Annotated in this window: 26 protein-coding genes, 1 tRNA gene and 1 other RNA gene; 20 read left to right on the top strand and 8 right to left on the bottom strand. The window is 56.7% G+C overall.

All coding sequences use genetic code 11. The features are described from left to right. The coding region (gene serA, locus JO226_RS04130) for a phosphoglycerate dehydrogenase (protein ID WP_293493651.1) at positions 1-1,159 on the top strand (1,159 nt) is incomplete at its 5' end. 45 nt (positions 1,160-1,204) lie between these two features. On the opposite strand, the gene JO226_RS04125 is transcribed toward serA, so the two are convergent. The 3 genes from JO226_RS04125 to zapA all read right to left on the bottom strand — a co-directional run bounded on the left by JO226_RS04125 (position 1,205) and on the right by zapA (position 2,375). Further along, positions 1,205-1,801 carry a 5-formyltetrahydrofolate cyclo-ligase gene (locus JO226_RS04125; protein ID WP_293493648.1) on the bottom strand — a complete coding sequence of 199 codons (597 nt, stop codon included), beginning with the start codon at positions 1,799-1,801 and terminating at the stop codon, positions 1,205-1,207. A gap of 19 nt (positions 1,802-1,820) precedes the next feature. After that, a non-coding RNA gene (ssrS, locus tag JO226_RS04120) (6S RNA) lies at positions 1,821-2,004 on the bottom strand. Positions 2,005-2,045: 41 nt separating this feature from the next. Further along, complete coding sequence (gene zapA / locus JO226_RS04115; RefSeq protein WP_293493645.1) at positions 2,046-2,375, bottom strand: cell division protein ZapA; 330 nt, start codon at positions 2,373-2,375, stop codon at positions 2,046-2,048. 167 nt (positions 2,376-2,542) lie between these two features. Between zapA and JO226_RS04110 the strand changes: the two genes are divergently transcribed. From JO226_RS04110 to JO226_RS04075, 8 genes are all read left to right on the top strand, one after another. After that, positions 2,543-3,121 (top strand): YecA family protein, encoded by a 579-nt coding sequence (locus JO226_RS04110; RefSeq protein ID WP_293493643.1) that lies wholly within the window; start codon positions 2,543-2,545, stop codon positions 3,119-3,121. A 21-nt stretch (positions 3,122-3,142) separates the two neighbouring features. Further along, positions 3,143-4,456, top strand: coding sequence for a Xaa-Pro aminopeptidase (pepP, locus tag JO226_RS04105; protein WP_293493641.1), 1,314 nt, complete (start codon positions 3,143-3,145; stop codon positions 4,454-4,456). Continuing rightward, positions 4,453-5,619 carry a 2-octaprenyl-6-methoxyphenyl hydroxylase gene (ubiH, locus tag JO226_RS04100; protein WP_293493639.1) on the top strand — a complete coding sequence of 389 codons (1,167 nt, stop codon included), beginning with the start codon at positions 4,453-4,455 and terminating at the stop codon, positions 5,617-5,619. The genes pepP and ubiH overlap by 4 nt, the downstream gene beginning before the upstream one ends. Before the next feature lie 11 nt (positions 5,620-5,630). Beyond that, positions 5,631-6,833, top strand: coding sequence for an FAD-dependent 2-octaprenylphenol hydroxylase (gene ubiI / locus JO226_RS04095; RefSeq protein ID WP_293493637.1), 1,203 nt, complete (start codon positions 5,631-5,633; stop codon positions 6,831-6,833). 422 nt (positions 6,834-7,255) lie between these two features. After that, on the top strand, positions 7,256-8,350 hold the full coding sequence (gene gcvT, locus JO226_RS04090) for a glycine cleavage system aminomethyltransferase GcvT (RefSeq protein ID WP_293493635.1): 1,095 nt from the start codon (positions 7,256-7,258) through the stop codon (positions 8,348-8,350). Positions 8,351-8,377: 27 nt separating this feature from the next. Continuing rightward, complete coding sequence (gcvH, locus tag JO226_RS04085) at positions 8,378-8,767, top strand: glycine cleavage system protein GcvH (RefSeq protein ID WP_293493633.1); 390 nt, start codon at positions 8,378-8,380, stop codon at positions 8,765-8,767. Positions 8,768-8,942: 175 nt separating this feature from the next. Beyond that, on the top strand, positions 8,943-11,816 hold the full coding sequence (gene gcvP, locus JO226_RS04080; protein WP_293493631.1) for an aminomethyl-transferring glycine dehydrogenase: 2,874 nt from the start codon (positions 8,943-8,945) through the stop codon (positions 11,814-11,816). Positions 11,817-11,885: 69 nt separating this feature from the next. Further along, positions 11,886-12,629, top strand: coding sequence for an SDR family oxidoreductase (locus JO226_RS04075; RefSeq protein ID WP_293493629.1), 744 nt, complete (start codon positions 11,886-11,888; stop codon positions 12,627-12,629). A 78-nt stretch (positions 12,630-12,707) separates the two neighbouring features. Here the strand turns inward: JO226_RS04075 and JO226_RS04070 are convergent, their stop codons facing one another. Together JO226_RS04070 and JO226_RS04065 are read right to left on the bottom strand one after the other, a co-directional pair. Next, positions 12,708-14,141 (bottom strand): 6-phospho-beta-glucosidase, encoded by a 1,434-nt coding sequence (locus JO226_RS04070; protein ID WP_293493627.1) that lies wholly within the window; start codon positions 14,139-14,141, stop codon positions 12,708-12,710. Positions 14,142-14,258: 117 nt separating this feature from the next. Beyond that, on the bottom strand, positions 14,259-14,990 hold the full coding sequence (locus JO226_RS04065; RefSeq protein ID WP_293493657.1) for a MurR/RpiR family transcriptional regulator: 732 nt from the start codon (positions 14,988-14,990) through the stop codon (positions 14,259-14,261). A 51-nt stretch (positions 14,991-15,041) separates the two neighbouring features. On the opposite strand from JO226_RS04065, the gene yqfB reads away from it, so the two are divergent. Both yqfB and JO226_RS04055 read left to right on the top strand, forming a co-directional pair. Continuing rightward, positions 15,042-15,353 carry a N(4)-acetylcytidine aminohydrolase gene (gene yqfB, locus JO226_RS04060; protein ID WP_293493624.1) on the top strand — a complete coding sequence of 104 codons (312 nt, stop codon included), beginning with the start codon at positions 15,042-15,044 and terminating at the stop codon, positions 15,351-15,353. A gap of 162 nt (positions 15,354-15,515) precedes the next feature. After that, positions 15,516-16,175, top strand: a complete 660-nt coding sequence (locus tag JO226_RS04055) for a hemolysin III family protein (protein ID WP_293493621.1) — start codon at positions 15,516-15,518, stop codon at positions 16,173-16,175. 42 nt (positions 16,176-16,217) lie between these two features. Here JO226_RS04055 and ygfZ read toward each other — a convergent pair whose 3' ends face one another. Next, a complete protein-coding gene (ygfZ, locus tag JO226_RS04050) occupies positions 16,218-17,201 on the bottom strand; it encodes a tRNA-modifying protein YgfZ (protein WP_293493618.1) in 984 nt (327 codons plus the stop codon). Between the two features lie 247 nt (positions 17,202-17,448). On the opposite strand from ygfZ, the gene sdhE reads away from it, so the two are divergent. Then, entirely contained in the window at positions 17,449-17,715 is a 267-nt protein-coding gene (gene sdhE, locus JO226_RS04045; protein WP_293493615.1) for an FAD assembly factor SdhE, read from the top strand. Next, a complete protein-coding gene (locus JO226_RS04040) occupies positions 17,696-18,106 on the top strand; it encodes a protein YgfX (protein WP_293493612.1) in 411 nt (136 codons plus the stop codon). The genes sdhE and JO226_RS04040 overlap by 20 nt, the downstream gene beginning before the upstream one ends. 7 nt (positions 18,107-18,113) lie before the next feature. Here JO226_RS04040 and fldB read toward each other — a convergent pair whose 3' ends face one another. Then, complete coding sequence (gene fldB / locus JO226_RS04035; protein WP_293493610.1) at positions 18,114-18,635, bottom strand: flavodoxin FldB; 522 nt, start codon at positions 18,633-18,635, stop codon at positions 18,114-18,116. A gap of 99 nt (positions 18,636-18,734) precedes the next feature. On the opposite strand from fldB, the gene xerD reads away from it, so the two are divergent. The 7 genes from xerD (at position 18,735) to JO226_RS04000 (ending at position 25,854) form a co-directional block, all read left to right on the top strand. After that, entirely contained in the window at positions 18,735-19,631 is an 897-nt protein-coding gene (gene xerD / locus JO226_RS04030) for a site-specific tyrosine recombinase XerD (protein ID WP_293493607.1), read from the top strand. 22 nt (positions 19,632-19,653) lie between these two features. Next, positions 19,654-20,367, top strand: a complete 714-nt coding sequence (dsbC, locus tag JO226_RS04025; protein ID WP_293493605.1) for a bifunctional protein-disulfide isomerase/oxidoreductase DsbC — start codon at positions 19,654-19,656, stop codon at positions 20,365-20,367. Between the two features lie 5 nt (positions 20,368-20,372). Beyond that, positions 20,373-22,106, top strand: coding sequence for a single-stranded-DNA-specific exonuclease RecJ (gene recJ / locus JO226_RS04020; protein ID WP_293493603.1), 1,734 nt, complete (start codon positions 20,373-20,375; stop codon positions 22,104-22,106). Between the two features lie 89 nt (positions 22,107-22,195). Continuing rightward, positions 22,196-23,294, top strand: a protein-coding gene (gene prfB / locus JO226_RS04015; protein ID WP_293493600.1) for a peptide chain release factor 2 whose coding sequence is annotated in 2 segments (ribosomal slippage) — positions 22,196-22,270 and positions 22,272-23,294 — 1,098 coding nt in all. Because the reading frame shifts where the segments join, the coding sequence is not laid out codon by codon here. A gap of 9 nt (positions 23,295-23,303) precedes the next feature. After that, complete coding sequence (gene lysS, locus JO226_RS04010; protein WP_293493597.1) at positions 23,304-24,824, top strand: lysine--tRNA ligase; 1,521 nt, start codon at positions 23,304-23,306, stop codon at positions 24,822-24,824. Between the two features lie 162 nt (positions 24,825-24,986). Beyond that, positions 24,987-25,700 carry an amidase activator ActS gene (gene actS, locus JO226_RS04005; protein ID WP_293493654.1) on the top strand — a complete coding sequence of 238 codons (714 nt, stop codon included), beginning with the start codon at positions 24,987-24,989 and terminating at the stop codon, positions 25,698-25,700. Between the two features lie 80 nt (positions 25,701-25,780). Continuing rightward, positions 25,781-25,854, top strand: a tRNA-Gly gene (locus JO226_RS04000). Positions 25,855-25,863: 9 nt separating this feature from the next. Here the strand turns inward: JO226_RS04000 and JO226_RS03995 are convergent. Continuing rightward, the coding region (locus tag JO226_RS03995) for a LysR substrate-binding domain-containing protein (RefSeq protein ID WP_293493595.1) at positions 25,864-26,056 on the bottom strand (193 nt) is incomplete at its 5' end.

The following is a 26,056-nucleotide window of genomic DNA, read 5'->3' as shown; positions in this document are numbered from 1 at the left end:
TAACCTTCGTGCGGCAGGGTACAGCAACATCGAGTTTCACAAAGGTGCGCTCGACAGCGAACAGCTGAAAGAGTCGATCCGTGATGCTCATTTCATCGGCCTGCGTTCCCGTACGCATCTGACGGAAGAGATGTTTGCCGCTGCCGAGAAACTGGTCGCCGTGGGGTGCTTTTGTATCGGCACCAACCAGGTGGATCTTGAAGCGGCGGCAAAGCGCGGTGTCCCGGTCTTTAACGCGCCGTTCTCCAACACTCGCTCTGTCGCTGAGCTGGTGATTGGCGAACTGCTGCTGCTGCTGCGCGGCGTGCCGGAAGCCAACGCGAAGGCGCACCGCGGTTTGTGGAACAAACAGGCGGTTGGCTGCTTTGAAGCGCGCGGCAAAAAGCTGGGGATCATCGGCTATGGCCATATTGGCACGCAACTGGGTATTCTGGCGGAATCGCTCGGTATGCACGTCTATTTCTACGATATCGAAAACAAGCTGCCGCTGGGCAATGCCACCCAGGTTCAACACCTTTCCGACCTGCTGAACATGAGCGACGTCGTCAGCCTGCACGTGCCGGAAAACGCGTCGACGAAAGATATGATGGGCCATGAAGAGCTGGGGCTGATGAAACCGGGTTCGCTACTGATCAACGCCTCACGCGGCACGGTGGTGGACATTCCGGCTCTGTGCGATGCGCTGGCGCGCAAACATCTCGCCGGGGCGGCTATCGACGTCTTCCCGACCGAACCTGCGACCAACAGCGACCCGTTTACATCGGCGCTGTGCGAGTTTGATAACGTGATCCTGACGCCGCACATCGGCGGCTCCACGCAGGAAGCGCAGGAGAATATCGGCCTGGAAGTGGCTGGCAAGCTGGCGAAATACTCCGATAACGGCTCAACGCTCTCTGCGGTGAACTTCCCGGAGGTGTCGCTGCCGCTACACGGCGGGCGTCGTTTGCTGCACATCCATGAAAACCGTCCAGGCGTGCTGACGTCGCTGAACCAGATCTTTGCCGACCAGGGTGTGAACATCGCGGCTCAGTATCTGCAAACCTCACCGAAGATTGGCTACGTGGTGATTGATATTGAAGCGGATGAAGATATTGCCGAAAAAGCGCTGCTGAGCATGAAGGCGATTCCGGGAACCATTCGCGCGCGTCTGCTGTACTGATTTTACCCGTTTGCCGGGTATGCGTCAGCGCACCCGGCTGTTATTTCACCAGCGCCACACCTTCGACGGCGTCACCACCGCAGGCAGCGGAATATCCCATTTCTCCACCGGCAGGGCATCGACCTGCTGGCAATCATGCGCATAACCTACCGGATGCAGGCCATACTGCCGCCAGTTTTGCAGGGTCCTGTCGTAAAACCCGCCGCCCATCCCCAGACGTTGCCCGCTGGCATCGAACGCCACCAACGGGGTTATCAGCACATCCAGCCGCTGCAGCGGCAGCACATCGCGCACATCCAGCCTGGGCTCCTGAATTTTCAGACGGTTTATCACCAGATCAGAGGCCGGGTGATAGTTTAGAAACAGCAGATGACCCGGGCTAAACGGGTGCAATACCGGGAGATAAACCCGTTTACCGCTGCGCCAGAGCTGTTCAATCAGCGGCTGGGTATCGAGTTCACCGTCAAAGGAGAGAAACAAGGCGACCGTATGGGCCATGACCAACGGCGGATACGCCATCATGCGTGCAGCGGCCTGACCGGCAAAGTGTGTTTGTTGTTGTGCAGTGAGCGCGCGGCGACGTTGCCGAATGAGCTGGCGAATTTGTTGTCTTGCTGAAGGGATATCAGACGATGCGATCATGGTAGTAGTAGAAAGAAGGGGAATCTCCGAGATGCCGCCGCAGGCTGTAACCCTTGAACCCTTGGTTCAAGGTGAATGCGTCGTCACAGTCTTAAGGCTTCTCGGACGAACCGAGCGTGCTCACCGACCATGGAGCGCCACATTCTTGTGGTATGAAATATCGGCTCAGGGGACTGGCCCGCTTGCGAACATCTCAGAGAAATTTTGTCTTCAGGGTCACTCTACCACAGTTGGCCATGAAGTGTTATTCAAACTTTGAACCCGTTCGTTCGGTTATGCGACCCTGATCAAGCAATGCCTGTTCTATGGTCTGTTGGAGCATCCGAATACGTTGTTCCATACTTGCAGCGTAGTCACGCGTCTTCGCTTTTTCCTGAGTCAATTCATAGCTGATGTTGAGTGCGGCAATGAACACCAGCTGCTCAGTATTTGTGACTCTAGTGCGAACTTTGAGATCTTGCAACCGCTGATTCAGATCGTCCGCGGCCTGATTCAGGGCATCCCTTTGTTCAGGCGGGCAATTCACTCGCAGTGAACGGCCAAAAATTTGGATATCGACGGGTTCTGCAGACATGCCACCTTCCTGCTGATTGACTGCGCGGCCTTCACGTCCCGTTCCGGGGTCTGCGAAGGGGCGACACTATAGCTACCCTGGTGTGAAGATACAAGCCCTTTTCTGGTATCACCAGGGTCCAAAGTGGTAGCATAACATGATATCCCTCCCAACGACGACGAATGCGCATGTCTATACAGAACGAAATGCCTGGTTACAACGAGTTGAACCAGTTACTGAACCAACAAGGGGTAGGCTTAACGCCTGCCGAGATGCATGGCCTGATTAGCGGCATTCTCTGCGGCGGCAATCAGGACAGCAGCTGGCTGCCGCTGGTCCATGACCTGACCAACGAAGGCCTGGCGTTCGGGCACGACCTGGCGCAGGCGCTGCGTAAAATGCATGCGGTAACCAGTGACGCGCTGGAGGACGATGGCTTCCTGTTCCAGCTGTATATGCCGGACGGCGACGACATCAGCGTATTTGACCGCGCCGACGCGCTGGCAGGCTGGGTGAACCACTTCCTGCTCGGTCTTGGCGTGACGCAGCCGAAACTCGATAAAGTGAAGGGCGAGACCGGCGAAGCCATTGACGATCTGCGCAATATCGCCCAGCTCGGCTATGACGAAGATGAAGATCAAGAAGAGCTGGAGATGTCGCTGGAAGAGATCGTGGAATACGTCCGCGTTGCGGCGCTGCTGTGCCACGATACCTTTACGCGTCCGCAGCCGACGGCGCCGGAAGTGCGTAAACCGACGCTGCACTAAGAGAATGTGAATGGAGGTGTCATGAAACAGCAGGAGTTTGACCGTCGACGCCAGGCGTTGTTGGCGCAAATGCAGCCGGGCAGCGCGGCGCTGATTTTTGCCGCGCCGGAGGCCGTGCGCAGCGCGGATACGGAATATCCCTACCGGCAAAACAGCGATTTCTGGTACTTCACCGGTTTTAACGAACCGGAAGCGGTGCTGGTGCTGATTAAGAGCAATGACACCCACAACCACAGCGTTTTGTTTAACCGCGTACGCGATCTGAGTGCGGAAATCTGGTTCGGGCGCCGCCTGGGTCAGGAAGCCGCGCCTGCGAAGCTGGGGGTCGATCGCGCGCTTCCCTTTAGCGAAATCAACCAGCAGCTGCATCAGTTGCTCAACGGGCTCGATGCCATTTATCACGCGCAGGGCGAATACGCCTGGGCCGATGAAATAGTCCATGAGGCGCTGGAGAAGCTGCGCAAAGGCGCCAGACAAAACCTGAAAGCGCCTGCCGCCATTATCGACTGGCGGCCGCTGGTGCATGAAATGCGCCTGTTTAAATCCGCCGCCGAGCTTGAGGTGATGCGACGGGCGGGCGAAATCAGCGCGCTGGCGCACATCAGGGCGATGGAGAAGTGCCGTCCCGGCATGTTTGAGTTTCAGCTTGAAGGCGAGATCCTCCACGAATTTAACCGCCACGGCGCGCGATTCCCCTCGTACAACACCATTGTGGGCGGCGGTGAAAACGGCTGCATTTTGCATTACACCGAAAACGAAGCGCCGCTGCGCGATGGCGATCTGGTGCTGATTGATGCTGGCTGCGAGTTTAACGGCTACGCTGGCGACATCACCCGCACCTTCCCGGTCAATGGCAAGTTCACCCCGGCGCAGCGCGAGATTTACGATATCGTCCTTGAGTCGCTGGAGACGGCGCTGGCGCTGTACCGGCCGGGCACCAGCATGCAGGAGGTGACCCGCGCGGTCGTGCGCGTGATGGTCACCGGGCTGGCGCGGCTTGGCATTCTGAAGGGCGAAATTGACCCGTTGATTCTCGACAACGCGCATCGCCCTTTCTTCATGCATGGTCTGAGCCACTGGCTGGGGCTGGATGTTCACGACGTCGGCAATCACGGCCCGGACCGTTCGCGTCTGCTGGAGCCGGGTATGGTGCTGACGGTTGAACCCGGGCTGTATATCGCGCCGAATGCCGATGTCCCGGCGCAGTACCGCGGTATTGGCATTCGCATTGAAGACGATATCGTTATCACCGAGACCGGTAATGAGAATCTCACTGCCAGCGTGGTGAAAAAGGCCGATGACATCGAGGCGCTGATGGCAGCGCATCAATCATGAGCGTGATCATCGTCGGCGGTGGAATGACCGGCGCGACGCTGGCGCTGGCGATTTCGCACTTAAGCCGCGGCCAGCTACCGGTGCATCTGATAGAAGCCGTTGCGCCTGACACGCAGCAGCATCCGGGGTTCGACGCCCGGGCGATCGCGCTTGCCGCGGGCACTTGCCAGCAACTGGCGCGCGTCGGGATCTGGCAGGCGATTGCGGATTGCTCAACCGCCATTCGTACTGTTCACGTCAGCGACAGGGGCCATGCGGGGTTTGTGACGCTGGATGCGCAGGACCACAGTCTGCCCGCGCTGGGGCAGGTCGTGGAGCTGCATGATGTGGGGCAGCGTCTCTTTACGCTGTTGCGTAAAGCGCCAGGCGTAATGTTGCATTGTCCGGCGCGGGTCGCGGGTGTTACCCGCAGCCAGGCGCAGGTGAGTGTGACGCTGGACAACGGCGACACAGTGACCGGCAAGCTGCTGGTCGCGGCGGACGGTTCACGGTCCGCCCTCGCCGAACAGTGTGGCATCAGCTGGCAGCAACAGCCGTATGAACAACTGGCGGTGATTGCCAACGTCACGACGACGCAGCCGCATAACGGGCGGGCGTTTGAGCGCTTTACCGAATATGGCCCGCTGGCGATGTTGCCGATGTCGGACGGGCGCTGCTCGCTGGTGTGGTGTCACCCTCAGGCGCAGCGCGAGGCGATTCTCGGCTGGTCTGACGAACGTTTTTGTCATGAATTACAGCAGGCATTCGGCTGGCGGCTGGGGCGTATTACCCACGTCGGCGTTCGCCACGCCTACCCGCTGTCGCTGACGGTGGCGAGCAGAACCATTTCTCACCGTCTGGCGCTGGTCGGCAATGCGGCGCAAACCCTGCATCCGATTGCCGGGCAGGGCTTTAACCTCGGCCTGCGCGATGTGATGACCCTCGCGGAGATGCTATCCCAGGCCGATGACCCGGGCGAGTACGGCCTGCTCGGGCGCTATCAGGACCGGCGTGCTGACGATAAAGCCGCCACCATCGGTGTGACGGATGGCCTGGTGCATCTGTTCGCAAACCGCTGGGCGCCGCTGGTGGTTGGGCGTAACGTCGGGCTGATGGCGATGGAATTATTTACTCCGGCGCGCGATGCGCTGGCGCAGCGTACCCTCGGCATGGTGGCGAGATAAGGAGTTACAGAGTGCAGAATGTTGATGTCGCGATTGTCGGCGGCGGTATGGTTGGGCTGGCGGTAGCCTGCGGGTTACAGGGGAGCGGGCTGCGGGTTGCCGTGCTGGAGCAGAGCCAGCCGCAGCCGCTGTCCGTCGATGCCCCGCCTGCGCTGCGCGTTAGCGCAATCAATGCCGCCAGTGAAAAGCTGCTGACCCGACTGGACGTCTGGTCCGCTATCGTCGCGCAGCGCGCGAGCTGCTATCACGGCATGGAGGTCTGGGATAAAGACAGCTTCGGGCGTATCGCGTTTGATGACCAGAGTATGGGGTTCAGCCATCTCGGACACATTATTGAAAACGCAGTGATCCATCAGGCATTGTGGCAAAAAGCGCAGCGCTGCCAGGATGTAACGCTGCTGGCGCCTGCCGAGGTACAGCAGGTCGTCTGGGGTGAAAACGAGGCGTTTCTTAGCCTGAAAGACGGCAACATGCTGACGGCGCGGCTGGTGGTCGGCGCCGACGGCGCGAACTCGTGGCTGCGTAATAAGGCGGATATCGCGCTGACGTCATGGGATTACCGCCATCATGCGCTGGTGGCGACCGTCCGTACCGCTGAGCCGCATCAGGCCATTGCGCGCCAGGCATTTCACGGCGACGGTATTCTGGCCTTCCTGCCGTTAAGCGACCCGCATGTGTGCTCTATCGTCTGGTCGCTGTCGCCGCAGGAGGCTGAACAGATGAAAAATGCCGATGCCGCGACCTTCAATCAGGCGCTGGATATCGCCTTTGATAACCGTCTGGGGCTGTGCGAGGTGGAGAGCGAGCGGTTGGTGTTCCCGCTAACCGGACGTTACGCACGGCAGTTCGCCGCACATCGTCTGGCGCTGGTTGGCGATGCGGCGCACACCATCCATCCGCTGGCGGGACAAGGGGTAAACCTGGGCTTTATGGATGCCGCCGAGCTGATTGAAGAGCTCCGGCGCCTGCACGGGCAGGGCAAAGATATCGGCCAGCATTTCTATCTGCGCCGCTATGAGCGCAGCCGTAAACACAGTGCGGCCGTGATGCTGGCAGGAATGCAGGGATTCCGCGAGCTGTTCTCTGGCGCCAATCCGGCGAAAAAACTGTTTCGCGATATCGGCCTGAAGCTTGCCGATACGTTACCCGGCGTGAAGCCGCAATTGATCCGCCAGGCAATGGGCCTCAACGATCTCCCCGCCTGGCTTCGTTAACCCCGTCACACTTCTCGACCCGGCCCTGGCGCCGGGTTCTTTTTCCTCGTTTGAAATATTCTAATTTCACCTCTTTTTTCGCATTACTTTTATTTATCTGGCAAAAAATGAAATTCAGAAATTTGGGTCTATTTTCCGCATTAAATGTCATCCTTCTCTAAATAACATTCCATGATGTTAATTTTATGTGGCATTTGTCGCAATAAGGTAGTCAATCATTCTGTAGAGTTTCCTGCGCGTTTTGGTCATAAGCTAATGTGATGACCCATTTTCTCTTATGGTTTACTGCCGGTATCGGTGGTAAGTTCAGACGAATAGAGAACGTTTGCGTCGGTACCCGGGAGCGGTGTCGACGCAGGGTTTTGTCGGTGAAAAATCACCGGTGAAACTCCCGGTAGCCCTGTTTACTCAACGAGGAAAAGATGGCCCAACAGACGCCTTTGTATGAACAACACACGCTGTGCGGCGCACGTATGGTGGACTTTCACGGCTGGATGATGCCGCTGCACTACGGTTCGCAGATAGACGAACACCATGCGGTTCGCACTGGTGCCGGTATGTTCGACGTGTCTCACATGACCATTGTCGACCTTCATGGCAGCCGCACCCGCGAGTTCCTGCGCTATTTGCTGGCCAATGACGTGGCGAAGCTCACCAAACCGGGCAAAGCGCTGTACACCGGTATGCTCAATGCCTCCGGCGGCGTGATTGATGACCTGATTGTTTATTTCCTTTCCGAAGATTTTTTCCGCCTCGTCGTTAACTCCGCAACTCGTGAAAAAGACCTCGCCTGGATTACCCGGCATGCCGAACCGTACGGCATCGAGATCGTCGAGCGTGAGGATCTGGCGCTGATCGCTGTTCAGGGGCCAGACGCTCAGGCAAAAGCCGCAACGCTGTTCAGCGATGCGCAGCGCCGCGCCGTTGAGGGTATGAAGCCGTTTTTCGGCGTGCAGGCAGGCGATTTATTTGTGGCGACCACCGGCTATACCGGCGAAGCGGGCTATGAAATCGCCATGCCAAACGAAAAGGCCGCGGACTTCTGGCGGGCGCTGGTGGAAGCCGGGGTGAAACCCTGTGGCCTGGGCGCGCGCGATACGCTGCGTCTGGAAGCCGGTATGAACCTGTATGGTCAGGAGATGGATGAAAGCATCTCTCCGCTGGCGGCGAACATGGGCTGGACCCTCGCCTGGGAACCGTCAGACCGTGATTTTATCGGCCGCGAGGTGCTTGAAGCGCAGCGCCAGCACGGTACCGAACAGCTGGTGGGCCTGGTGATGACCGAAAAAGGCGTACTGCGCGGCGAACTGCCGGTTCGCTTCACTGATGCCCAGGGCAACCAGAAAGAAGGCATTATCACCAGCGGCACATTCTCACCGACGCTGGGTTACAGCATTGCGCTGGCACGCGTTCCGGCGGGCATCGGCGAAACGGCCGTGGTGCAGATCCGCAACCGCGAAATGCCAGTGAAAGTGACGAAACCTGTATTTGTACGCGGCGGCAAAGCCGTTGTGTAACTGATGATTATTTTTGGAGAAAATTCAATGAGCAATGTACCTGCAGAACTGAAATACAGCAAAGAACACGAGTGGCTGCGTAAAGAAGCGGACGGCACCTACACCGTTGGCATCACCGAACATGCGCAGGAGCTGCTGGGCGATATGGTCTTCGTTGACCTGCCGGACGTTGGCGCAACGGTAGAAGCGGGTGATGACTGTGCGGTCGCAGAATCCGTAAAAGCGGCGTCAGACATCTACGCGCCGATCGGCGGCGAAATTGTTGCGGTTAACGAAGAGCTGAATGACTCTCCGGAGCTGGTGAACAGCGAGCCGTACGCCGCAGGCTGGATCTTCCGCATCAAAGCCAGCAACGAAAGTCAGGTTGCCGCGCTGCTGGATTCCAGCGCATATGAAGCACTGTTAGAAGACGAATAAATACGCGTCATCCTTCACGTTGCAGGCGCGTTGGCTTTCCTCGCTCACCCCAGTCACTGACTTGTGTAAGTTTCTGGGGATTCGCTGCGTCGCCGCCTTCCTGCAACGCGAATGATTTAGCGTATTCAGATAATTTTCCAATACGATTCACTGCACGTTTCAGGAACCATCGCTCATGACACAGACTTTAAGCCAGCTTGAAAACCGTGGCGCTTTCATTGAACGTCACATTGGGCCGGATGCTCAGCAACAGCAGGAGATGCTGAGTACCGTTGGCGCGGATTCATTAAACGCACTGATCGGCCAGATCGTGCCAAAAGACATCCAACTGGCAACGCCGCCGCAGGTGGGGGAAGCCGCCACGGAATACGCCGCGCTTGCCGAGCTGAAAGCGATTGCCGGTCGCAACAAGCGCTTTAAGTCTTACATCGGTATGGGTTACACCCCGGTGCACCTGCCGCCGGTTATCCTGCGTAATATGCTGGAAAACCCGGGCTGGTATACCGCCTACACCCCGTATCAGCCGGAAGTGTCACAGGGGCGTCTTGAGGCGCTGCTTAACTTCCAGCAGGTTACGCTGGATCTGACCGGGCTGGATATGGCCTCGGCCTCCCTGCTGGATGAAGCGACCGCCGCCGCAGAAGCGATGGCGATGGCGAAGCGCATCAGCAAACTGAAAAACGCCAACCGCTTCTTTGTCGCGGCGGATATCCACCCACAGACGCTGGACGTCGTGCGGACCCGCGCGGAAACCTTCGGTTTTGACGTGATTGTCGATGATGCGGAAAAAGCGCTCGACCATCAGGACGTGTTCGGCGTGCTGTTGCAGCAGGTGGGCACCACTGGCGAAGTGCATGACTACAGCAAACTGATTGCCGAGCTGAAAGCGCGCAAAGTCGTGGTCAGCGTGGCCGCTGATTTTATGGCGCTGGTTCTGCTGACGGCGCCGGGCAAGCAGGGCGCGGACATTGTGTTCGGCTCAGCGCAGCGTTTTGGCGTACCGATGGGCTACGGCGGTCCGCACGCGGCGTTCTTCGCAGCAAAAGATGAATTCAAACGCTCCATGCCCGGCCGTATTATCGGCGTATCAAAAGATGCCGCGGGCAATACCGCGCTGCGCATGGCGATGCAGACTCGCGAGCAGCATATCCGCCGTGAGAAAGCGAACTCCAATATTTGTACCTCGCAGGTGCTGCTGGCCAACATCGCCAGCCTCTACGCGGTATACCACGGGCCGGTAGGCCTGAAGCGTATTGCCACCCGCATTCACCGCTTTGCCGATATTCTGGCAACAGGCCTGCAGCAGAAGGGGCAAAAGCTGCGTCATGCGCACTTCTTTGACACCTTGTGCATAGAGGTTGCGGATAAAGCCGCCGTGCTGGCGCGTGCGACCGCGGCTGAGATAAACCTGCGCAGCGACATCCACAACGCCGTCGGCGTGACGCTGGATGAAACCACCACCCGTGAAGATGTGATGGCGCTGTTCAGCGTTATCCTGGGCGATAACCACGGCCTGAACGTTGATTCGTTGGATAAAGACGTCGCGATGGACAGCCGCTCCATCCAGGAGAACATGCTGCGCGATGACGCTATCCTGAGCCATCCGGTATTCAATCGCTACCATAGCGAAACCGAGATGATGCGCTACATGCACGGGCTTGAGCGTAAAGATCTGGCGCTGAACCAGGCGATGATCCCGCTTGGTTCCTGCACCATGAAGCTCAACGCGGCGGCGGAAATGATCCCTATCACCTGGCCGGAATTTGCCGAGCTGCACCCGTTCTGCCCGGCAGAGCAGGCGGAAGGCTACCATCAGATGATTAGCCAGCTTTCCGACTGGCTGGTGAAGCTGACCGGTTACGACGCGCTGTGTATGCAGCCGAACTCCGGCGCGCAGGGCGAATATGCTGGCTTGCTGGCGATTCGTCACTACCACGAAAGCCGTAATGAAGGGCATCGTGATATCTGTCTGATCCCAAGTTCTGCGCACGGCACTAACCCGGCGTCCGCCCAGATGGCCGGTATGCAGGTGGTGGTTGTGGCCTGCGATAAGAACGGCAACATCGATCTGTCTGATCTGCGTGCAAAAGCGGAGCAGGCAGGTGACAACCTTTCCTGCATCATGGTGACCTATCCGTCTACCCACGGCGTTTATGAAGAGACCATCCGTGAAGTATGCGAAGTGGTGCATCAGTTTGGCGGCCAGGTATACCTCGACGGCGCGAACATGAACGCACAGGTGGGGATCACCTCGCCGGGCTTTATCGGCGCGGATGTGTCGCACCTTAACCTGCACAAAACCTTCTGCATTCCGCACGGCGGCGGCGGCCCGGGCATGGGACCGATCGGCGTGAAAGCGCACCTGGCGCCGTTCGTGCCAGGTCACAGCGTGGTACAGATCGAAGGAATGTTGACCCGTCAGGGCGCGGTTTCCGCCGCACCGTTCGGCAGCGCATCTATTCTGCCGATCAGCTGGATGTACATCCGCATGATGGGTGCGGAAGGGCTGAAGCAGGCAAGCCAGGTGGCTATCCTCAATGCCAACTACATCGCGACGCGTCTGAAAGAGGCTTATCCGGTGCTGTATACCGGCCGCGATGGTCGCGTGGCGCACGAGTGCATCCTTGATATTCGTCCGCTGAAAGATGAAACCGGCATTAGCGAGCTGGACATCGCCAAACGTCTGATCGATTTCGGTTTCCACGCGCCAACCATGTCCTTCCCGGTCGCGGGTACACTGATGGTTGAGCCGACCGAGTCGGAGAGCAAAGTTGAGTTGGATCGCTTTATCGACGCGATGCTGGCTATTCGCGGTGAAATCGACCGCGTGAAGGCGGGCGAGTGGACGCTGGAAGATAACCCGCTGGTTAACGCGCCGCACACCCAGAACGAGCTGGTGGCGGAGTGGAACCACGGTTATACCCGTGAGCAGGCCGTGTTCCCGGCGGGTGTGGCGAACAAGTACTGGCCGACGGTGAAACGTCTTGATGACGTTTACGGCGACCGTAATCTGTTCTGTTCCTGCGTGCCGATGAGCGAATACCAGTAATCGTTGTTCAGTAGTGATGTAGGCCGGGTAAGTGTTAGCGCCACCCGGCTTTTTTATTGGGAGAATGTAATGGCAATTGCGCTTGTCACTGGCGCCAGCCGCGGAATAGGTAAAGCGACCGCGCTGCAGCTGGCTCAGGAAGGTTACACCGTGGCGGTGAACTATCATCACAATATCAACGCTGCGACGGAAGTTATCAACGCGATAGCAGAGGCAGGCGGCAGGGCATTTTCGCTGCGTGCGGATATCAGCGACGAAGCGCAAGTGATGGCGATGTTTGAGAGCCTCGATAGTGAAGGCGAACCGCTCACCGCGCTGGTCAATAATGCAGGTATCCTGTTTGAGCAATCCACCATCGAAAACTTGTCCGCTGATCGCATCAACCGTGTGCTGGCGACCAACGTGACGGGCTATTTTCTTTGCTGTCGCGAAGCGGTGAAACGTATGTCGCTTAAACATGGCGGGCAGGGTGGAGCGATCGTGAATGTCTCATCTGCGGCGTCACGGCTGGGAGCGCCTTTCGAATATGTTGATTATGCGGCGTCAAAGGGGGCCGTGGATACATTGACCACCGGATTGTCTCTTGAAGTGGCAGCACAGGGTATTCGCGTGAACGGCGTGCGTCCCGGTCTAATCTATACCGAGATGCATGCCTCTGGCGGGGAACCGGGGCGGGTGGATCGCGTGAAGTCGATGCTACCTATGCAGCGTGGCGGTCAGCCGGAAGAGGTGGCGCAGGCGATTGTCTGGCTGCTGAGCGAGAAGGCGTCGTATGTGACGGGAAGTTTTATTGAATTAGCGGGTGGGAAATAACACCCGGTGGCGCTTTCGCTTACCGGGCCGACGTTTTTGTAGGCCGGTGCAAGCGCAGCGCCGCCCGACGTGACAGAGTTAAAGCATCTCGCCGTTGCTGGCAATCACTTCTTTATACCAGTTGAAGCTTTTCTTACGTGAGCGGGACATGTCGCCGGTGCCGTCATCGTGCTTATTCACGTAGATAAAACCGTAACGTTTGCTGTACTGCCCGGTGGTGAAGGAGACACAGTCGATGCAGCCCCACGGCGTGTACCCCATCAGATTCACGCCATCGTAGGTTACGGCTTTCATCATCTCTTCGACATGAGCGCGCAGGTAGTCGATGCGGTAGTCATCGTTGATGCTGCCGTCCTCTTCCACCTTGTCATAGGCGCCAAAACCGTTCTCGACGATAAACAGCGGTTTCTGGTAGCGTTCGTACAGTTCGCACAGCGAATAGCGCAGGCCAACCGGGTCAATCTGCCAACCCCAGTCGGAGGCTTTCACGTGTGGGTTTGGCACGCTGCCTTCGAAGCCGGAAATCGCATCGCCGCTACCGCCTTCCGCTTTCACCGCGTTGGTCATGTAGTAGCTGAAGCCGAGGTAGTCACAGGTGCCTTCACGCAGAATAGCGTCGTCGCCAGCTTCCATGTTGATATTGAAACCGCGGCGTTCCCACTCGTTGAGGACGTAAGACGGGTAGTAACCACGCAGTTGCACGTCGGTGAAGACGTAACGTTCACGCATGGATTCCTGGGCGAACATTACATCCTCTGGTTTGCAGGAGAACGGATACAGCGCCACCATCGCCAGCATGCAGCCGACTTTCATGTCCGGGTTGATGCGCCGCGCCGCCTTCACCGCCAGCGCACTGGCGACGAACTGGTGGTGCAGCACCTGGTACATGGTCTCTTCCGGGTTTGCATGCCCGGTGTAAACTACCCCGGAGCAGCAGTAGCTGAACAGCGGCGCGCGCCAGTTACGCTGGTTGTTGATTTCGTTAAAGGTCATCCAGTATTTGACCTTGTGCTTATAGCGCTCGAAGACCACGTCGGCGAAGCGCACGAAGAAATCCACCACCTTACGGTTGGTCCAGCCGCCGTACGCCTGTACCAGATGCAGCGGCATTTCGAAGTGGGAGAGGGTGATGACCGGTTCGATGTTGTATTTGAGCTGTTCATCGAACATGTCGTCGTAGAACTTCAGCCCTTCTTCGTTGGGCTGCGTTTCGTCGCCCTGCGGGAAGATGCGGGTCCAGGCGATTGAGGTACGGAAGCATTTGAAGCCCATTTCGGCAAACAGCCTGATGTCTTCTTTATAATGACCGTAAAAATCGACCGCCTCATGGTTCGGGTAGTATTTGCCAGGCACGACCTCCTGAGTGATTTCGCGCGGTACGCCGTGCGCGCCGCCGGTCAGCACATCGCAGATGCTCGGTCCTTTACCACCTTTATTCCAGCCGCCTTCCACCTGGTGTGCGGCAACCGCGCCGCCCCATAAGAAATCTTTCGGTAAGGTCAGTTTTTTCATCGAAGCTAATCCCATTTTATGACTCTGTTGGTTTCGAGTCTAACAAAGCGGAATTAAATGTCACGATATAACAATTTACCGTAAATGTGATTTGTTACATCGAAAAAACAACCTGTTTTATTCTGCCAGTTTCTTCGCAAGTTTGCGGCCAAGTGATTCCAGAATATAAATAACCGGTACTTGAGTGGTAATATCGTAGACGCCGCCGATGCGCATTTGCGGGACATGCCAGGAGAGATTGAAGTCGGCAAGCTTCGCGAGCCGTGAGTGCTCATGGCTGGTAATGGAGAGCACCTTGCAGTGGTGCAGGCTGAACTGACTGGCGAAACGCAGGATCTCTTCCGTTTCACCGGAGACGGATAGCACGATTGCCAGCGCATTTTTCGCCATATCATTAGTTACCGGGAAATAGGGGTCATCAATATGGTTACTGAATTTTCCTACGTTAGAGAAAAAGCGCGCGCCATATTTCGCCAGTGCTCCCGAAGTACCCGCGCCGACAAATATAATGCGTTCTGAGGATAATATAATATCGACGGCGTTATCCAGTAGTGTGTCGAACTCGTCATTATTGACGCCTTTGAAAAAACTGATAATTTCACTGGCGCCGAAATTGGCCTGCTGGGGTTCGTTTTGTTCTAAATATAATTTAAAACGTACGCGGAACTCCGAGTATCCTTCGCAGCCCAGTTTGCGGCAAAAGCGCAGTACCGTTGTTGTGGACACCCCGGCCGCATCAGAAAGCTCGCGAATGGTCATATACATGACCTTGTCACGATTTTTGATGACATAGTGGTAGACCATCATCTCAAGATTGTTGAGACTGGCGACAGCGGCGTGGGAGAAGATACTCACGATAACAGCAACTCATAAAACCCATTCGGATACAGGAATCATATCATGGCGCCAAACGACATCACTTTTTTTCAACGTTTCCAGGATGACATTCTGGCCGGACGTAAGACGATAACCCTCCGTGACGCCAGTGAATCCCACTTCAAAACCGGCGATGTGCTGCGCACGGGACGCTATGAAGACAACGGCTACTTTTGCACAATTGAGGTCATCGGCACCTCGACCGTGACGCTGGATACGCTGACCGACACCCACGCGCAGCAGGAGAATATGACCCGTAGCGAGCTGCGTGCGGTCATTGAAGCGATCTACCCGGGACAGAATCAGTTTTATGTTATTGAATTTAAATGTCTTTAATAAAAACTGTACGGTTGTGAGTTGAAAATGTTATCTAACGTGTTGATATTTCTTGGTTTGTAAAAACTTGCCTTTTTATTTTAGCTAACATGTGTTCACTGGAATCATTCTCAGCTACGCTAGGGGAGCGTTAAAAGTTACTTTGTTCTCCTGGAGTTCGATATGGTTCATAAGCCATTAATTACACAGGGCTATTCTCTGGCAGAAGAAATTGCCAACAGCATCAGTCACGGCATTGGTCTGGTGTTTGGCATCGTCGGTCTGGTGCTGTTGCTGGTACAGGCCGTGGATGCCCGCGCCAGCGCGATGGCAATCACCAGCTACAGCCTGTACGGCGGCAGTATGATCCTGCTGTTTCTGGCATCCACGCTTTATCATGCTATCCCGCATCAGCGGGCGAAAGTATGGCTTAAAAAATTCGACCATTGCGCCATTTATCTGTTGATTGCTGGCACCTATACGCCCTTTCTGCTGGTGGGGCTGGATTCCCCTCTGGCGCGCGGGCTGATGATCGTCATCTGGAGCCTTGCGCTGCTCGGGATCCTGTTCAAACTGACCATTGCGCACCGCTTCAAAATTCTCTCGCTGGTGACCTATTTAACCATGGGCTGGCTGTCGCTGATCGTAGTGTATCAACTGGCGCTGAAGCTGGCGGCAGGAGGCGTAACGCTACTGGCGGTGGGCGGGGTGGTCTATTCGCTGGGCGTCATTTTCTACGTCTGCAAACGTATCCCGTATAATCACGCTATCTGGCACGGTTTTGTGCTCGGCGGCAGCGTATGCCATTTCCTGGCGATTTATCTGTACGTTGGGCAGGCATAAAGGGATTTGCCCGGCTGGCGTCACGCCGCCGGGCAAAAAATGTTACTCGTCTAACGAATAGGGCAGCGGTTCGATACGCAGCGTGCTGTTAGCGTCGTCGCGTACACGGAAGATGCTGTCCGGCTCCATGTCGTTATTCATCACCACCTGCACCAGCAGGCGCCCGTCATCGAGCGCGACGGCGGCCAGTACGCTGCCGGTGCGTCGCCAGTTTTCGCCCATTTTCAGCTCAAGGTCTTCACCCGCTTGCGGTACGCGGCTGGCGCTGCCCGCGAGGAACCACAGCGCGCGTTTGTTGGCGCCGCGGAATTTCGCGCGAGCAACCATCTCCTGGCCGGTATAGCAACCTTTTTTAAAGCTGATGCCGCCCAGTGCCTGAAGGTTGGTCGCCTGCGGGATAAACTGCGCGCTGTTAACGGCGTCGATCGTCGGCAGACCGGCTTCGATGTTCAGCGCCAGCCACTGCTGGCTGTTGTTCAGCTGCGCTTCCCCGCGCAGCGCGTCGGCAACGCGTCCTGCGGTCTTGGCAGAGACGACCAGCAGAAAACGCTCGGCCGGGTGTTCAAACCACAGCAGGGTGCTGTCGCCCTCGGAAACCGCCTGTACGTCGCGGTCCGGCAACTGGCTGAACACGTTGGTCAGCGCGGCGCGCGCCTGGAAACCCGCAACGCCCAGCAGTACCCGGTCATCGTTTGGCGCGATGACGACTTTGGAGAACACCGCATATTTTTTCAGCTCCGTCAGCTGCGCATCTCGTACGCTGCGACGCTCGATCCAGGCAAAGCAGTCCTGCTGACGGAACAGGCGCAGGTTGCTCCACATTTTGCCTTTGGCATCGCAATGCGCCACCAGCAGGTGCTGATGTTCGGTCAACTGCGCGACATCTGCCGTCACCTGACCCTGAAGATACTTTTCGCTGTCCTGACCGCTGATGGTTGCCAGCGCCCAGTCGTCGAGCGTCATCAGGGTCAACGGCAGACGGGCGGACGCTGAAGGCTGACGCGGAGGAAATGGAGTAAAAGCCATAGTAATGTCCTGAATAGCTTAACGCAGAGTTAATGACTAATGGTAAAAGAGCTATAGCGCATTGCAAGCGCTTTCAGAAGTCCATTTGTGCCGTTATCCTGCTTTACGAGAAAGCACGGAAAATGATGCAACACCTTGCAAAGATGAAGGGTTTTCAGGGAAGAGGCACCGCAAAGCGCAATATTCCTGTAAAGTAAGTGCAAGAAACGCGTTAAACTACTCTGTATCAATATGCAGGAAGGTCAACATGGACATTAGTAATAAAGCCCGTATCCATTGGGCATGCCGCCGCGGTATGCGTGAGCTCGATATTTCCATCATGCCGTTCTTTGAATATGAATATGACACGCTGAGCGACAGCGATAAGCAGCTCTTTATTCGCCTTCTTGAGTGCGACGACCCCGATTTATTCAACTGGCTGATGAACCACGGTAAGCCAGCGGATGCGGAACTGCAAAGGATGGTGCAACTCATTCAGACACGGAATCGGGAACGTGGTCCTGTGGCAATCTGATCTTCGCGTCTCATGGCGCGCTCAGTGGGTGTCTCTGCTGCTCCATGGTCTGGTGGCGGCGGCGATATTGCTGATGCCCTGGCCGCTGAGCTACACCCCGCTATGGCTGGTGCTCCTGTCGCTGGTAGTATTCGACTGCGTGCGCAGCCAGCGTCGCATCAACGCCCGTCAGGGGGAAATCAAACTGCTGATGGATTCCCGTCTGCGCTGGCATAACCAGGAGTGGGAAATTCTTGGCACCCCCTGGGTCATCAACTGCGGGATGATGCTGCGCTTACGCAGAACGGGGAGCTACAAAAAAATGCACCTGTGGATTGCGGCTGACAGCATGGATGCCGGGGAGTGGCGGGATTTGCGCCGGGCGATATTGCAGCACCCGGCGCGGCAGTAAAAGGCCGTCAGGAAAACTGTTCGGCCATTTCGCCAAGGATCTGCTCACACCAGTTCTGCAGACGCTCGTCGCTCAGATCGTATTGATTGGTTTCGTCCAGCGCCAGACCGACAAACAGCTGGCCGTCGGCGATAATCGGCTTCTTGCTCGTAAATTCGTAGCCTTCGGTCGGCCAGTAGCCGATAATTTTCACCGCTTTGGCGACCAGTTTGTCATGCAGCATGCCGAGCGCGTCCAGGAACCATTCTCCGTAGCCGAGCTGGTCGCCCATCCCGTACATCGCGATGATTTTGCCATCCAGTTTCAGCGTATCCAGTTGCTCCCAGACCGCTTCCCAGTCTTCCTGAATTTCACCGAAATCCCAGGTCGGAATGCCGAGGATGAGCACGTCATACTGCTCCATCAACTGCGGGGAATCATCCTTCAGGTTGTGTAGCGTCACCAGTTCCGGGCCGATAATGTCGCGGATTTTCTCCGCCGCCATTTCGGTATAGCAGGTGCTGGAACCATAAAACAGGCCAATTTTCATCGCAAAAACTCTCAGTGCTTGCTGTAACTTTGCGCTAGTGTATCAGAAAGGTAACGCCTTAAGGCATAATGACCCGATTGCAGCACTGAAGAGGCGAATGTGGAAAAGGATCTCGCACAAATAGAGCAATTTCTGGATGCGCTGTGGCTGGAGAAGAACCTGGCCGAGAATACGCTAAGCGCCTATCGTCGCGATCTGACCATGGTGGCGGCATGGTTGCAGCACCGTGGGTTATCGCTGGAAACCGTCCAACCCGGCGATTTGCAAGACCTGCTGGCCGAGCGCGTTGACGGCGGCTACAAGGCGACCAGTTCGGCGCGGCTGCTCAGCGCTATGCGCCGCTTGTTTCAGCACCTCTACCGGGAAAAAATCCGTCCGGACGATCCCAGCGCGCCGCTGGCGTCGCCCAAACTGCCGCAGCGGTTGCCAAAAGATCTGAGCGAAAACCAGGTCGATCGCCTGTTGCAGGCGCCGTTGGTGGATCAACCGCTGGAGCTTCGCGATAAAGCGATGCTCGAAGTGCTGTACGCGACCGGGCTTCGCGTTTCTGAGCTGGTTGGCCTGTCGATGAGCGATATCAGCCTGCGCCAGGGCGTGGTCAGGGTCATCGGTAAAGGCAATAAAGAACGGTTGGTTCCGCTTGGCGAAGAGGCCGTCTACTGGCTTGAGACCTACCTGGAGCATGGGCGTCCGTGGTTGCTCAACGGCGTTTCCATCGATGTGCTGTTTCCCAGCCAGCGAGCGCAACAGATGACGCGACAAACGTTCTGGCATCGGATAAAACATTATGCCCAACTGGCGGGGATCGACAGCGAAAAACTGTCGCCGCACGTCCTTCGTCATGCGTTTGCGACGCATCTGCTGAACCATGGCGCGGATCTGCGCGTGGTGCAGATGCTGCTGGGACATAGCGATCTTTCCACCACACAGATTTATACGCACGTCGCTACCGAGCGGCTGCGTCAACTTCATCAACAGCACCACCCGCGGGCGTGATGTTGAAACTATGGGATGGGTTATGAAAAAAGGTTTACTGACATTCTCTTTGCTGGCCGCCGCGCTGTCCGGCGCCGCGCATGCTGACGATACCGCTATTCGCCAGTCGCTGACTAAACTGGGTGTGCAGAGCACGGATATTCAACCTGCGCCGGTTGCCGGTATGAAAACCGTGCTGACCAACAGCGGCGTTCTGTACGTGACCGACGACGGTAAACACATCATTCAGGGGCCGATGTACGATGTCAGCGGCGCTCAGCCGGTGAACGTGACCAACACGCTGCTGGTGGGGAAACTGAACGCGCTGGAAAAAGAGATGATCATCTACAAAGCGCCGCAGGAAAAACACGTCATTACCGTGTTTACCGATATCACCTGCGGCTATTGCCACAAGCTGCATGAAGAGATGAAAGACTATAACGCGCTGGGGATAACCGTGCGTTATCTGGCGTTCCCGCGTCAGGGCGTGCAGAGCCAGGCGGAGCAGGATATGAAGGCTATCTGGTGCGCGAAAGATCGCAATAAAGCCTTTGACGACGCCATGAACGGCAAAGGCGTTCAGCCAGCGAGTTGCGATATCACCCTCGCTAACCACTATGCGCTGGGCGTGCAGTTTGGCGTCAACGGCACCCCGGCCATCGTCCTGAATGATGGCTTCGTGGTGCCGGGTTATCAGGGGCCGCAGGAAATGAAAGCGTTCCTGGACGAACATCAAAAACAGACCAGCGGTAAGTAATTGGCGTGAGACAACCTATTCCCTTGCGGCGTCGGGAGGTCGATGAAAGCGCTGACCTTCCGGCAGACCTGCCGCCGCTATTAAGACGACTGTACGCCAGCCGCGGCGTGCGCAGCGCCGCCGACCTGGAACGCGGTGTGAAAGGCATGCTGCCCTGGCAGCAGTTGAACGGCGTCGATAAAGCCGTTGAAATGCTCTACGGCGCGTTTCGTGAAGGCGTGCGGATTATCGTGGTCGGCGACTTCGACGCCGACGGCGCGACCAGCACCGCGCTGAGCGTACTGAGTCTGCGCGCGCTGGGCTGCCGGAACGTATCATATCTGGTGCCGAATCGCTTTGAAGATGGCTACGGGCTGAGCCCGGAGGTGGTCGAACAGGCCCATGCTCGCGGCGCTCAGATGATAGTGACCGTGGACAACGGCATTTCGTCTCATGCGGGCGTCGAGCGCGCCCATGCGTTAGGGATCCCGGTGCTGGTGACCGATCACCACCTGCCAGGTGACACACTGCCTGCCGCGGACGCCATCATTAACCCCAATCTGCGTGACTGCGAATTTCCCTCTAAATCACTGGCGGGCGTCGGCGTGGCGTTTTATCTGATGCTGGCGCTACGTACCTATCTTCGTGATAAGGGCTGGTTTGAGGAGCAGGGGATAACGCCGCCGAATTTGGCGGAGCTGCTTGATCTCGTGGCGCTTGGCACGGTAGCGGACGTCGTGCCGCTCGATGCTAACAACCGTATTCTGACCTGGCAGGGGCTTAGCCGTATTCGCGCTGGTAAGTGCCGGCCGGGGATCAAGGCGCTGCTTGAAGTCTCGAACCGCGACGCGCAAAAGCTTGCCGCCAGCGACCTCGGCTTTGCGCTTGGTCCGCGTCTGAATGCGGCAGGAAGGCTGGACGATATGTCCGTTGGCGTGGCGCTGTTGTTGTGCGACAACATCGGCGAAGCCCGAATGCTCGCCAGCGACCTTGATGCGCTGAACCAGACGCGTAAGGAGATTGAGCAGGGCATGCAGGCCGAAGCGCTGACGTTGTGTGAAAAGCTTGAACAAAGCCACGAAACGTTGCCCGGCGGTCTGGCGATGTATCACCCGGAGTGGCACCAGGGCGTGGTCGGCATTCTGGCCTCGCGGATTAAAGAGCGTTTCCACCGGCCCGTCATTGCGTTCGCTCCCGCGGGCGACGGCACGTTAAAAGGCTCAGGTCGCTCCATTCAGGGGCTGCATATGCGCGATGCGCTGGAGCGCCTCGATACGCTGTTCCCGGGGCTGATGCTCAAGTTCGGTGGTCATGCGATGGCCGCGGGATTGTCGCTGGAAGAGGCTAAATTCGCCGAATTTCAGCGCCGTTTCGGCGAACTGGTGACCGAATGGCTGGACCCGTCGCTGTTGCAGGGCGAGATTGTTTCCGATGGCCCGCTGTCGCCGTCGGACATGACGCTTGAAGTGGCGCAGCTGTTGCGCGATGCGGGTCCGTGGGGACAAATGTTTCCAGAGCCGCTGTTCGACGGACGCTTTCGCCTGCTACAGCAGCGCCTGGTCGGCGAACGACACCTGAAGGTGATGGTGGAGCCGGTCGGCGGCGGCCCGCTGCTGGACGGCATTGCGTTTAATATCGACACCGCCTGTTGGCCGGATAACGGTGTGCGCGAAGTCGAGCTGGCTTACAAGCTGGATATCAACGAATTTCGTGGCAACCGGAGCGTACAACTGATCATTGACAACATCTGGGCAGGTTAACTCAGTAATCACTATAAAAAAGGGGGGGAATCCGCTAAAATTCCGCCCCTATCACCGTATTTTGACTAGTCCATAAAAGAAATCAGACCATGTTTGAAATTAATCCGGTAAAAAACCGAATTCAGGACCTCACTGAGCGCTCAGACGTTCTTAGGGGGTATCTTTGACTATGATGCCAAGAAAGAGCGTCTCGAAGAAGTAAACGCCGAGCTGGAGCAGCCGGACGTCTGGAACGAACCTGAACGCGCCCAAGCGCTGGGGAAAGAGCGTTCCTCTCTGGAAGCTATCGTCGATACGCTGAATCAAATGGCGCAGGGGCTGGAAGACGTCTCTGGCCTGCTGGAACTCGCGGTCGAAGCCGACGACGAAGAAACCTTCAACGAAGCCGTTGCTGAACTTGACGTACTGGAAGAGAAGCTGGCTCAGCTCGAATTCCGCCGCATGTTCTCCGGCGAGTACGACAGCGCCGACTGCTATCTCGATATCCAGGCCGGTTCCGGCGGTACGGAAGCGCAGGACTGGGCGAGCATGCTGCTGCGTATGTACCTGCGTTGGGCGGAAGCGCGCGGTTTCAAAACCGAAGTGATTGAAGAGTCTGAAGGCGAAGTCGCTGGCCTGAAATCGGCGACGATCAAAATTTCCGGCGATTACGCCTACGGCTGGTTACGTACTGAAACCGGCGTGCATCGCCTGGTGCGTAAGAGCCCGTTCGACTCCGGCGGCCGCCGTCATACCTCGTTTAGTTCTGCATTCGTCTATCCGGAAGTGGATGAAGATATTGATATCGACATCAACCCGGCAGACCTGCGTATCGACGTATACCGCGCCTCAGGGGCGGGCGGCCAGCACGTTAACCGTACGGAATCTGCGGTACGTATTACCCATATTCCGAGCGGGCTGGTGACGCAGTGTCAGAATGACCGCTCACAGCACAAGAACAAAGACCAGGCCATGAAGCAGATGAAAGCGAAGCTTTATGAGCTGGAAATGCAGAAGAAGAATGCCGAGAAGCAGGCGATGGAAGACACCAAGTCCGATATCGGCTGGGGTAGCCAGATTCGTTCCTATGTCCTGGACGACTCGCGCATTAAAGATCTGCGTACTGGTGTAGAGACCCGCAATACCCAGGCCGTGCTGGATGGCAGCCTGGATCAATTTATCGAAGCAAGTTTGAAAGCAGGGTTATGAGGAACCAAAATGTCTGAACAACAAGCACAAGGTGCCGACGAGGCAATTGACCTTAATAATGAACTGAAATCCCGCCGTGAAAAGCTGGCAGCGCTGCGTGAAGAGCAGGCTGTCGCATTCCCGAACGATTTCCGTCGCGATCATACCTCTGACCAATTGCACTCTGAATTCGATGCCAAGGAAAACGAGGAACTCGAATCCCTGAACGTTGAAGTCTCTGTTGCTGGCCGTATGATGACCCGCCGTATTATGGGTAAAGCCTCCTTCATCACGTTGCAGGACGTGGGTGGCCGTATCCAGCTGTACGCGTCGCGTGACGATCTGCCGGAAGGCGTTTATAACGATCAGTTCAAAAAATGGGATCTCGGCGACATCATCGCCGCGCGTGGTAAGCTGTTTAAGACCAAAACTGGCGAGCTGTCCATTCACTGCACCGAACTGCGCCTGCTGACGAAAGCACTGCGCCCGCTGCCGGACAAATTCCACGGTCTGCAGGATCAAGAAGCGCGTTACCGTCAGCGTTATCTGGATCTCATCGCTAACGATGAATCCCGCAATACCTTCAAAATCCGCTCTCAGATCCTGGCTGGCATGCGTAAGTTCATGGTCGGCCGTGGCTTTATGGAAGTCGAAACGCCAATGATGCAGGTGATCCCGGGTGGTGCCTCCGCACGTCCGTTCATCACTCATCACAACGCGCTGGATATGGACATGTACCTGCGTATCGCGCCGGAACTGTACCTGAAACGTCTGGTGGTTGGCGGTTTCGAACGCGTTTTCGAAATTAACCGTAACTTCCGTAACGAAGGTATCTCCGTTCGTCACAACCCTGAGTTCACCATGATGGAACTCTACATGGCGTACGCAGACTACAAAGATCTGATCGAACTGACCGAGTCTCTGTTCCGCACTCTGGCGCAGGACGTTCTGGGTAAAACCGAAGTGCCTTACGGCGAACATACTTTCGACTTCGGCAAGCCGTTCGTTAAACTGACCATGCGTGAAGCTATCAAGAAGTATCGTCCTGAAACCAACATGGCCGACCTGGACAACTTCGACGCGGCGAAAGCCATCGCAGAATCTATCGGCATTCATGTCGAGAAGAGCTGGGGTCTGGGCCGTATCGTCACTGAAATCTTTGACGAAGTAGCGGAAGCCCACCTGATTCAGCCGACCTTCATCACCGAATATCCGGCTGAGGTGTCTCCGCTGGCGCGCCGTAACGATGTGAACCCTGAAATCACTGATCGCTTCGAATTCTTCATCGGCGGCCGTGAAATCGGTAACGGCTTTAGCGAGCTGAACGATGCGGAAGATCAGGCGCAGCGCTTCCTGGACCAGGTGAATGCGAAAGCTGCTGGTGACGACGAAGCGATGTTCTACGACGAAGACTACGTGACCGCACTGGAACACGGTCTGCCGCCGACGGCGGGTCTGGGTATCGGTATCGACCGTATGGTTATGCTGTTCACCAACAGCCACACCATCCGCGACGTTATCCTGTTCCCGGCACTGCGCCCGGTGAAGTAATCTCTCGCCTGTGGTGAGTAAAAGCCCGGTAGCTAAGTTGCTTACCGGGCTTTTTTTTAATCTCCGCATGCCCTGATTAGCATTGGCATCCTGTCCTGTACTGTTATCATAGGCATTCTTATTTCCACCTGATGAGGATTCGTTTTGCTTGCAGGAAGCCTGATTCGACATCCATTTCGTCTTCTTTTGTGCCTTACGCTTGGGCTGATTCTCGTGGGATGCTCCTCGGGCTCTGGCGATGGCACGACGTATACTGTGAAGCGTGGCGATACGCTCTACCGCATTTCGCGCGCGACCGGCACCAGTGTTAGCGACCTGGCGCGGCTCAACAACCTGTCGCCACCGTATACCATTGAGGTCGGGCAGCGTCTGAAGACCAATGGCAGCACCGGTTCCTCGAAGAGCGGGAAGTCGAAAGGCAGTACCAGCATGGCAAAAGTGACGCCGTCTTCTCAGGTCCCACAAGCCTCATGGCCACCAGTGGGGCAGCGCTGCTGGCGCTGGCCGACCAGCGGAAAAGTGGTATTGCCGTATTCCACTGCCGATGGCGGTAATAAAGGCATCGATATCGCGGGTTCCCGCGGGCAGCCGGTTTATGCCGCCGGTGCGGGCAAGGTGGTGTATGTCGGCAACCAGCTGCGCGGCTATGGCAACCTGATCATGATTAAGCACAGCGAAGATTACATCACCGCCTACGCCCATAACGACAAGATGATGGTGAACAATGGTCAGAGCGTGAAAATCGGCCAGCAGATAGCCACAATGGGCAACTCGGATGCGGATACCGTGAAGCTTCACTTCCAGATCCGTTACCGCGCAACGGCTATCGATCCGCTGCGCTATCTGCCGCCGCAGGGCAGTAAGCCTAAGTGTTAACAGGTTATTTTCTCGCCAGTTAAGCGAGACGAGTCTTGCCAGACAGTGTGTAAGGTTTATAATGCCTTACGCACACCAATGCGGGCGTAGTTCAATGGTAGAACGAGAGCTTCCCAAGCTCTATACGAGGGTTCGATTCCCTTCGCCCGCTCCATACCCAGCCTTATAACTCCAAATTCTGTATCAGGTAATCAATAAACTTGCGGCATTTAAGGCGGATCCGATGGTCGCCAGCGTAGACAATAGTGATGTCCTGTACCGGCAATTTATATTCGGGAAAGAGTTGTACCAGTTCGCCGCTGGCGATTTCAGCTCTGACCAGCCATTCAGGTAATACGGCGATACCGAGTCCGGCG

Origin of the sequence: Pluralibacter sp., from assembly GCF_019237635.1 — a bacterium.
GTDB lineage: Bacteria > Pseudomonadota > Gammaproteobacteria > Enterobacterales > Enterobacteriaceae > Enterobacter_B.
Note: the sequence above shows the minus strand (reverse complement) of the source record. Positions and strands in the feature narration are given on the sequence as shown.

Excerpts from the sequence above, each read along its gene's own strand:
- JO226_RS04125 (WP_293493648.1), bottom strand. The coding sequence starts at position 1,801 with ATGATCGCATCGTCTGATATCCCTTCAGCAAGACAACAAATTCGCCAG.
- zapA (WP_293493645.1), bottom strand. The coding sequence starts at position 2,375 with ATGTCTGCAGAACCCGTCGATATCCAAATTTTTGGCCGTTCACTGCGA.
- JO226_RS04110 (WP_293493643.1), top strand. The coding sequence starts at position 2,543 with ATGTCTATACAGAACGAAATGCCTGGTTACAACGAGTTGAACCAGTTA.
- pepP (WP_293493641.1), top strand. The coding sequence starts at position 3,143 with ATGAAACAGCAGGAGTTTGACCGTCGACGCCAGGCGTTGTTGGCGCAA.
- ubiH (WP_293493639.1), top strand. The coding sequence starts at position 4,453 with ATGAGCGTGATCATCGTCGGCGGTGGAATGACCGGCGCGACGCTGGCG.
- gcvT (WP_293493635.1), top strand. The coding sequence starts at position 7,256 with ATGGCCCAACAGACGCCTTTGTATGAACAACACACGCTGTGCGGCGCA.
- gcvH (WP_293493633.1), top strand. The coding sequence starts at position 8,378 with ATGAGCAATGTACCTGCAGAACTGAAATACAGCAAAGAACACGAGTGG.
- gcvP (WP_293493631.1), top strand. The coding sequence starts at position 8,943 with ATGACACAGACTTTAAGCCAGCTTGAAAACCGTGGCGCTTTCATTGAA.
- JO226_RS04075 (WP_293493629.1), top strand. The coding sequence starts at position 11,886 with ATGGCAATTGCGCTTGTCACTGGCGCCAGCCGCGGAATAGGTAAAGCG.
- JO226_RS04070 (WP_293493627.1), bottom strand. The coding sequence starts at position 14,141 with ATGAAAAAACTGACCTTACCGAAAGATTTCTTATGGGGCGGCGCGGTT.
- yqfB (WP_293493624.1), top strand. The coding sequence starts at position 15,042 with ATGGCGCCAAACGACATCACTTTTTTTCAACGTTTCCAGGATGACATT.
- JO226_RS04055 (WP_293493621.1), top strand. The coding sequence starts at position 15,516 with ATGGTTCATAAGCCATTAATTACACAGGGCTATTCTCTGGCAGAAGAA.
- ygfZ (WP_293493618.1), bottom strand. The coding sequence starts at position 17,201 with ATGGCTTTTACTCCATTTCCTCCGCGTCAGCCTTCAGCGTCCGCCCGT.
- sdhE (WP_293493615.1), top strand. The coding sequence starts at position 17,449 with ATGGACATTAGTAATAAAGCCCGTATCCATTGGGCATGCCGCCGCGGT.
- fldB (WP_293493610.1), bottom strand. The coding sequence starts at position 18,635 with ATGAAAATTGGCCTGTTTTATGGTTCCAGCACCTGCTATACCGAAATG.
- dsbC (WP_293493605.1), top strand. The coding sequence starts at position 19,654 with ATGAAAAAAGGTTTACTGACATTCTCTTTGCTGGCCGCCGCGCTGTCC.
- lysS (WP_293493597.1), top strand. The coding sequence starts at position 23,304 with ATGTCTGAACAACAAGCACAAGGTGCCGACGAGGCAATTGACCTTAAT.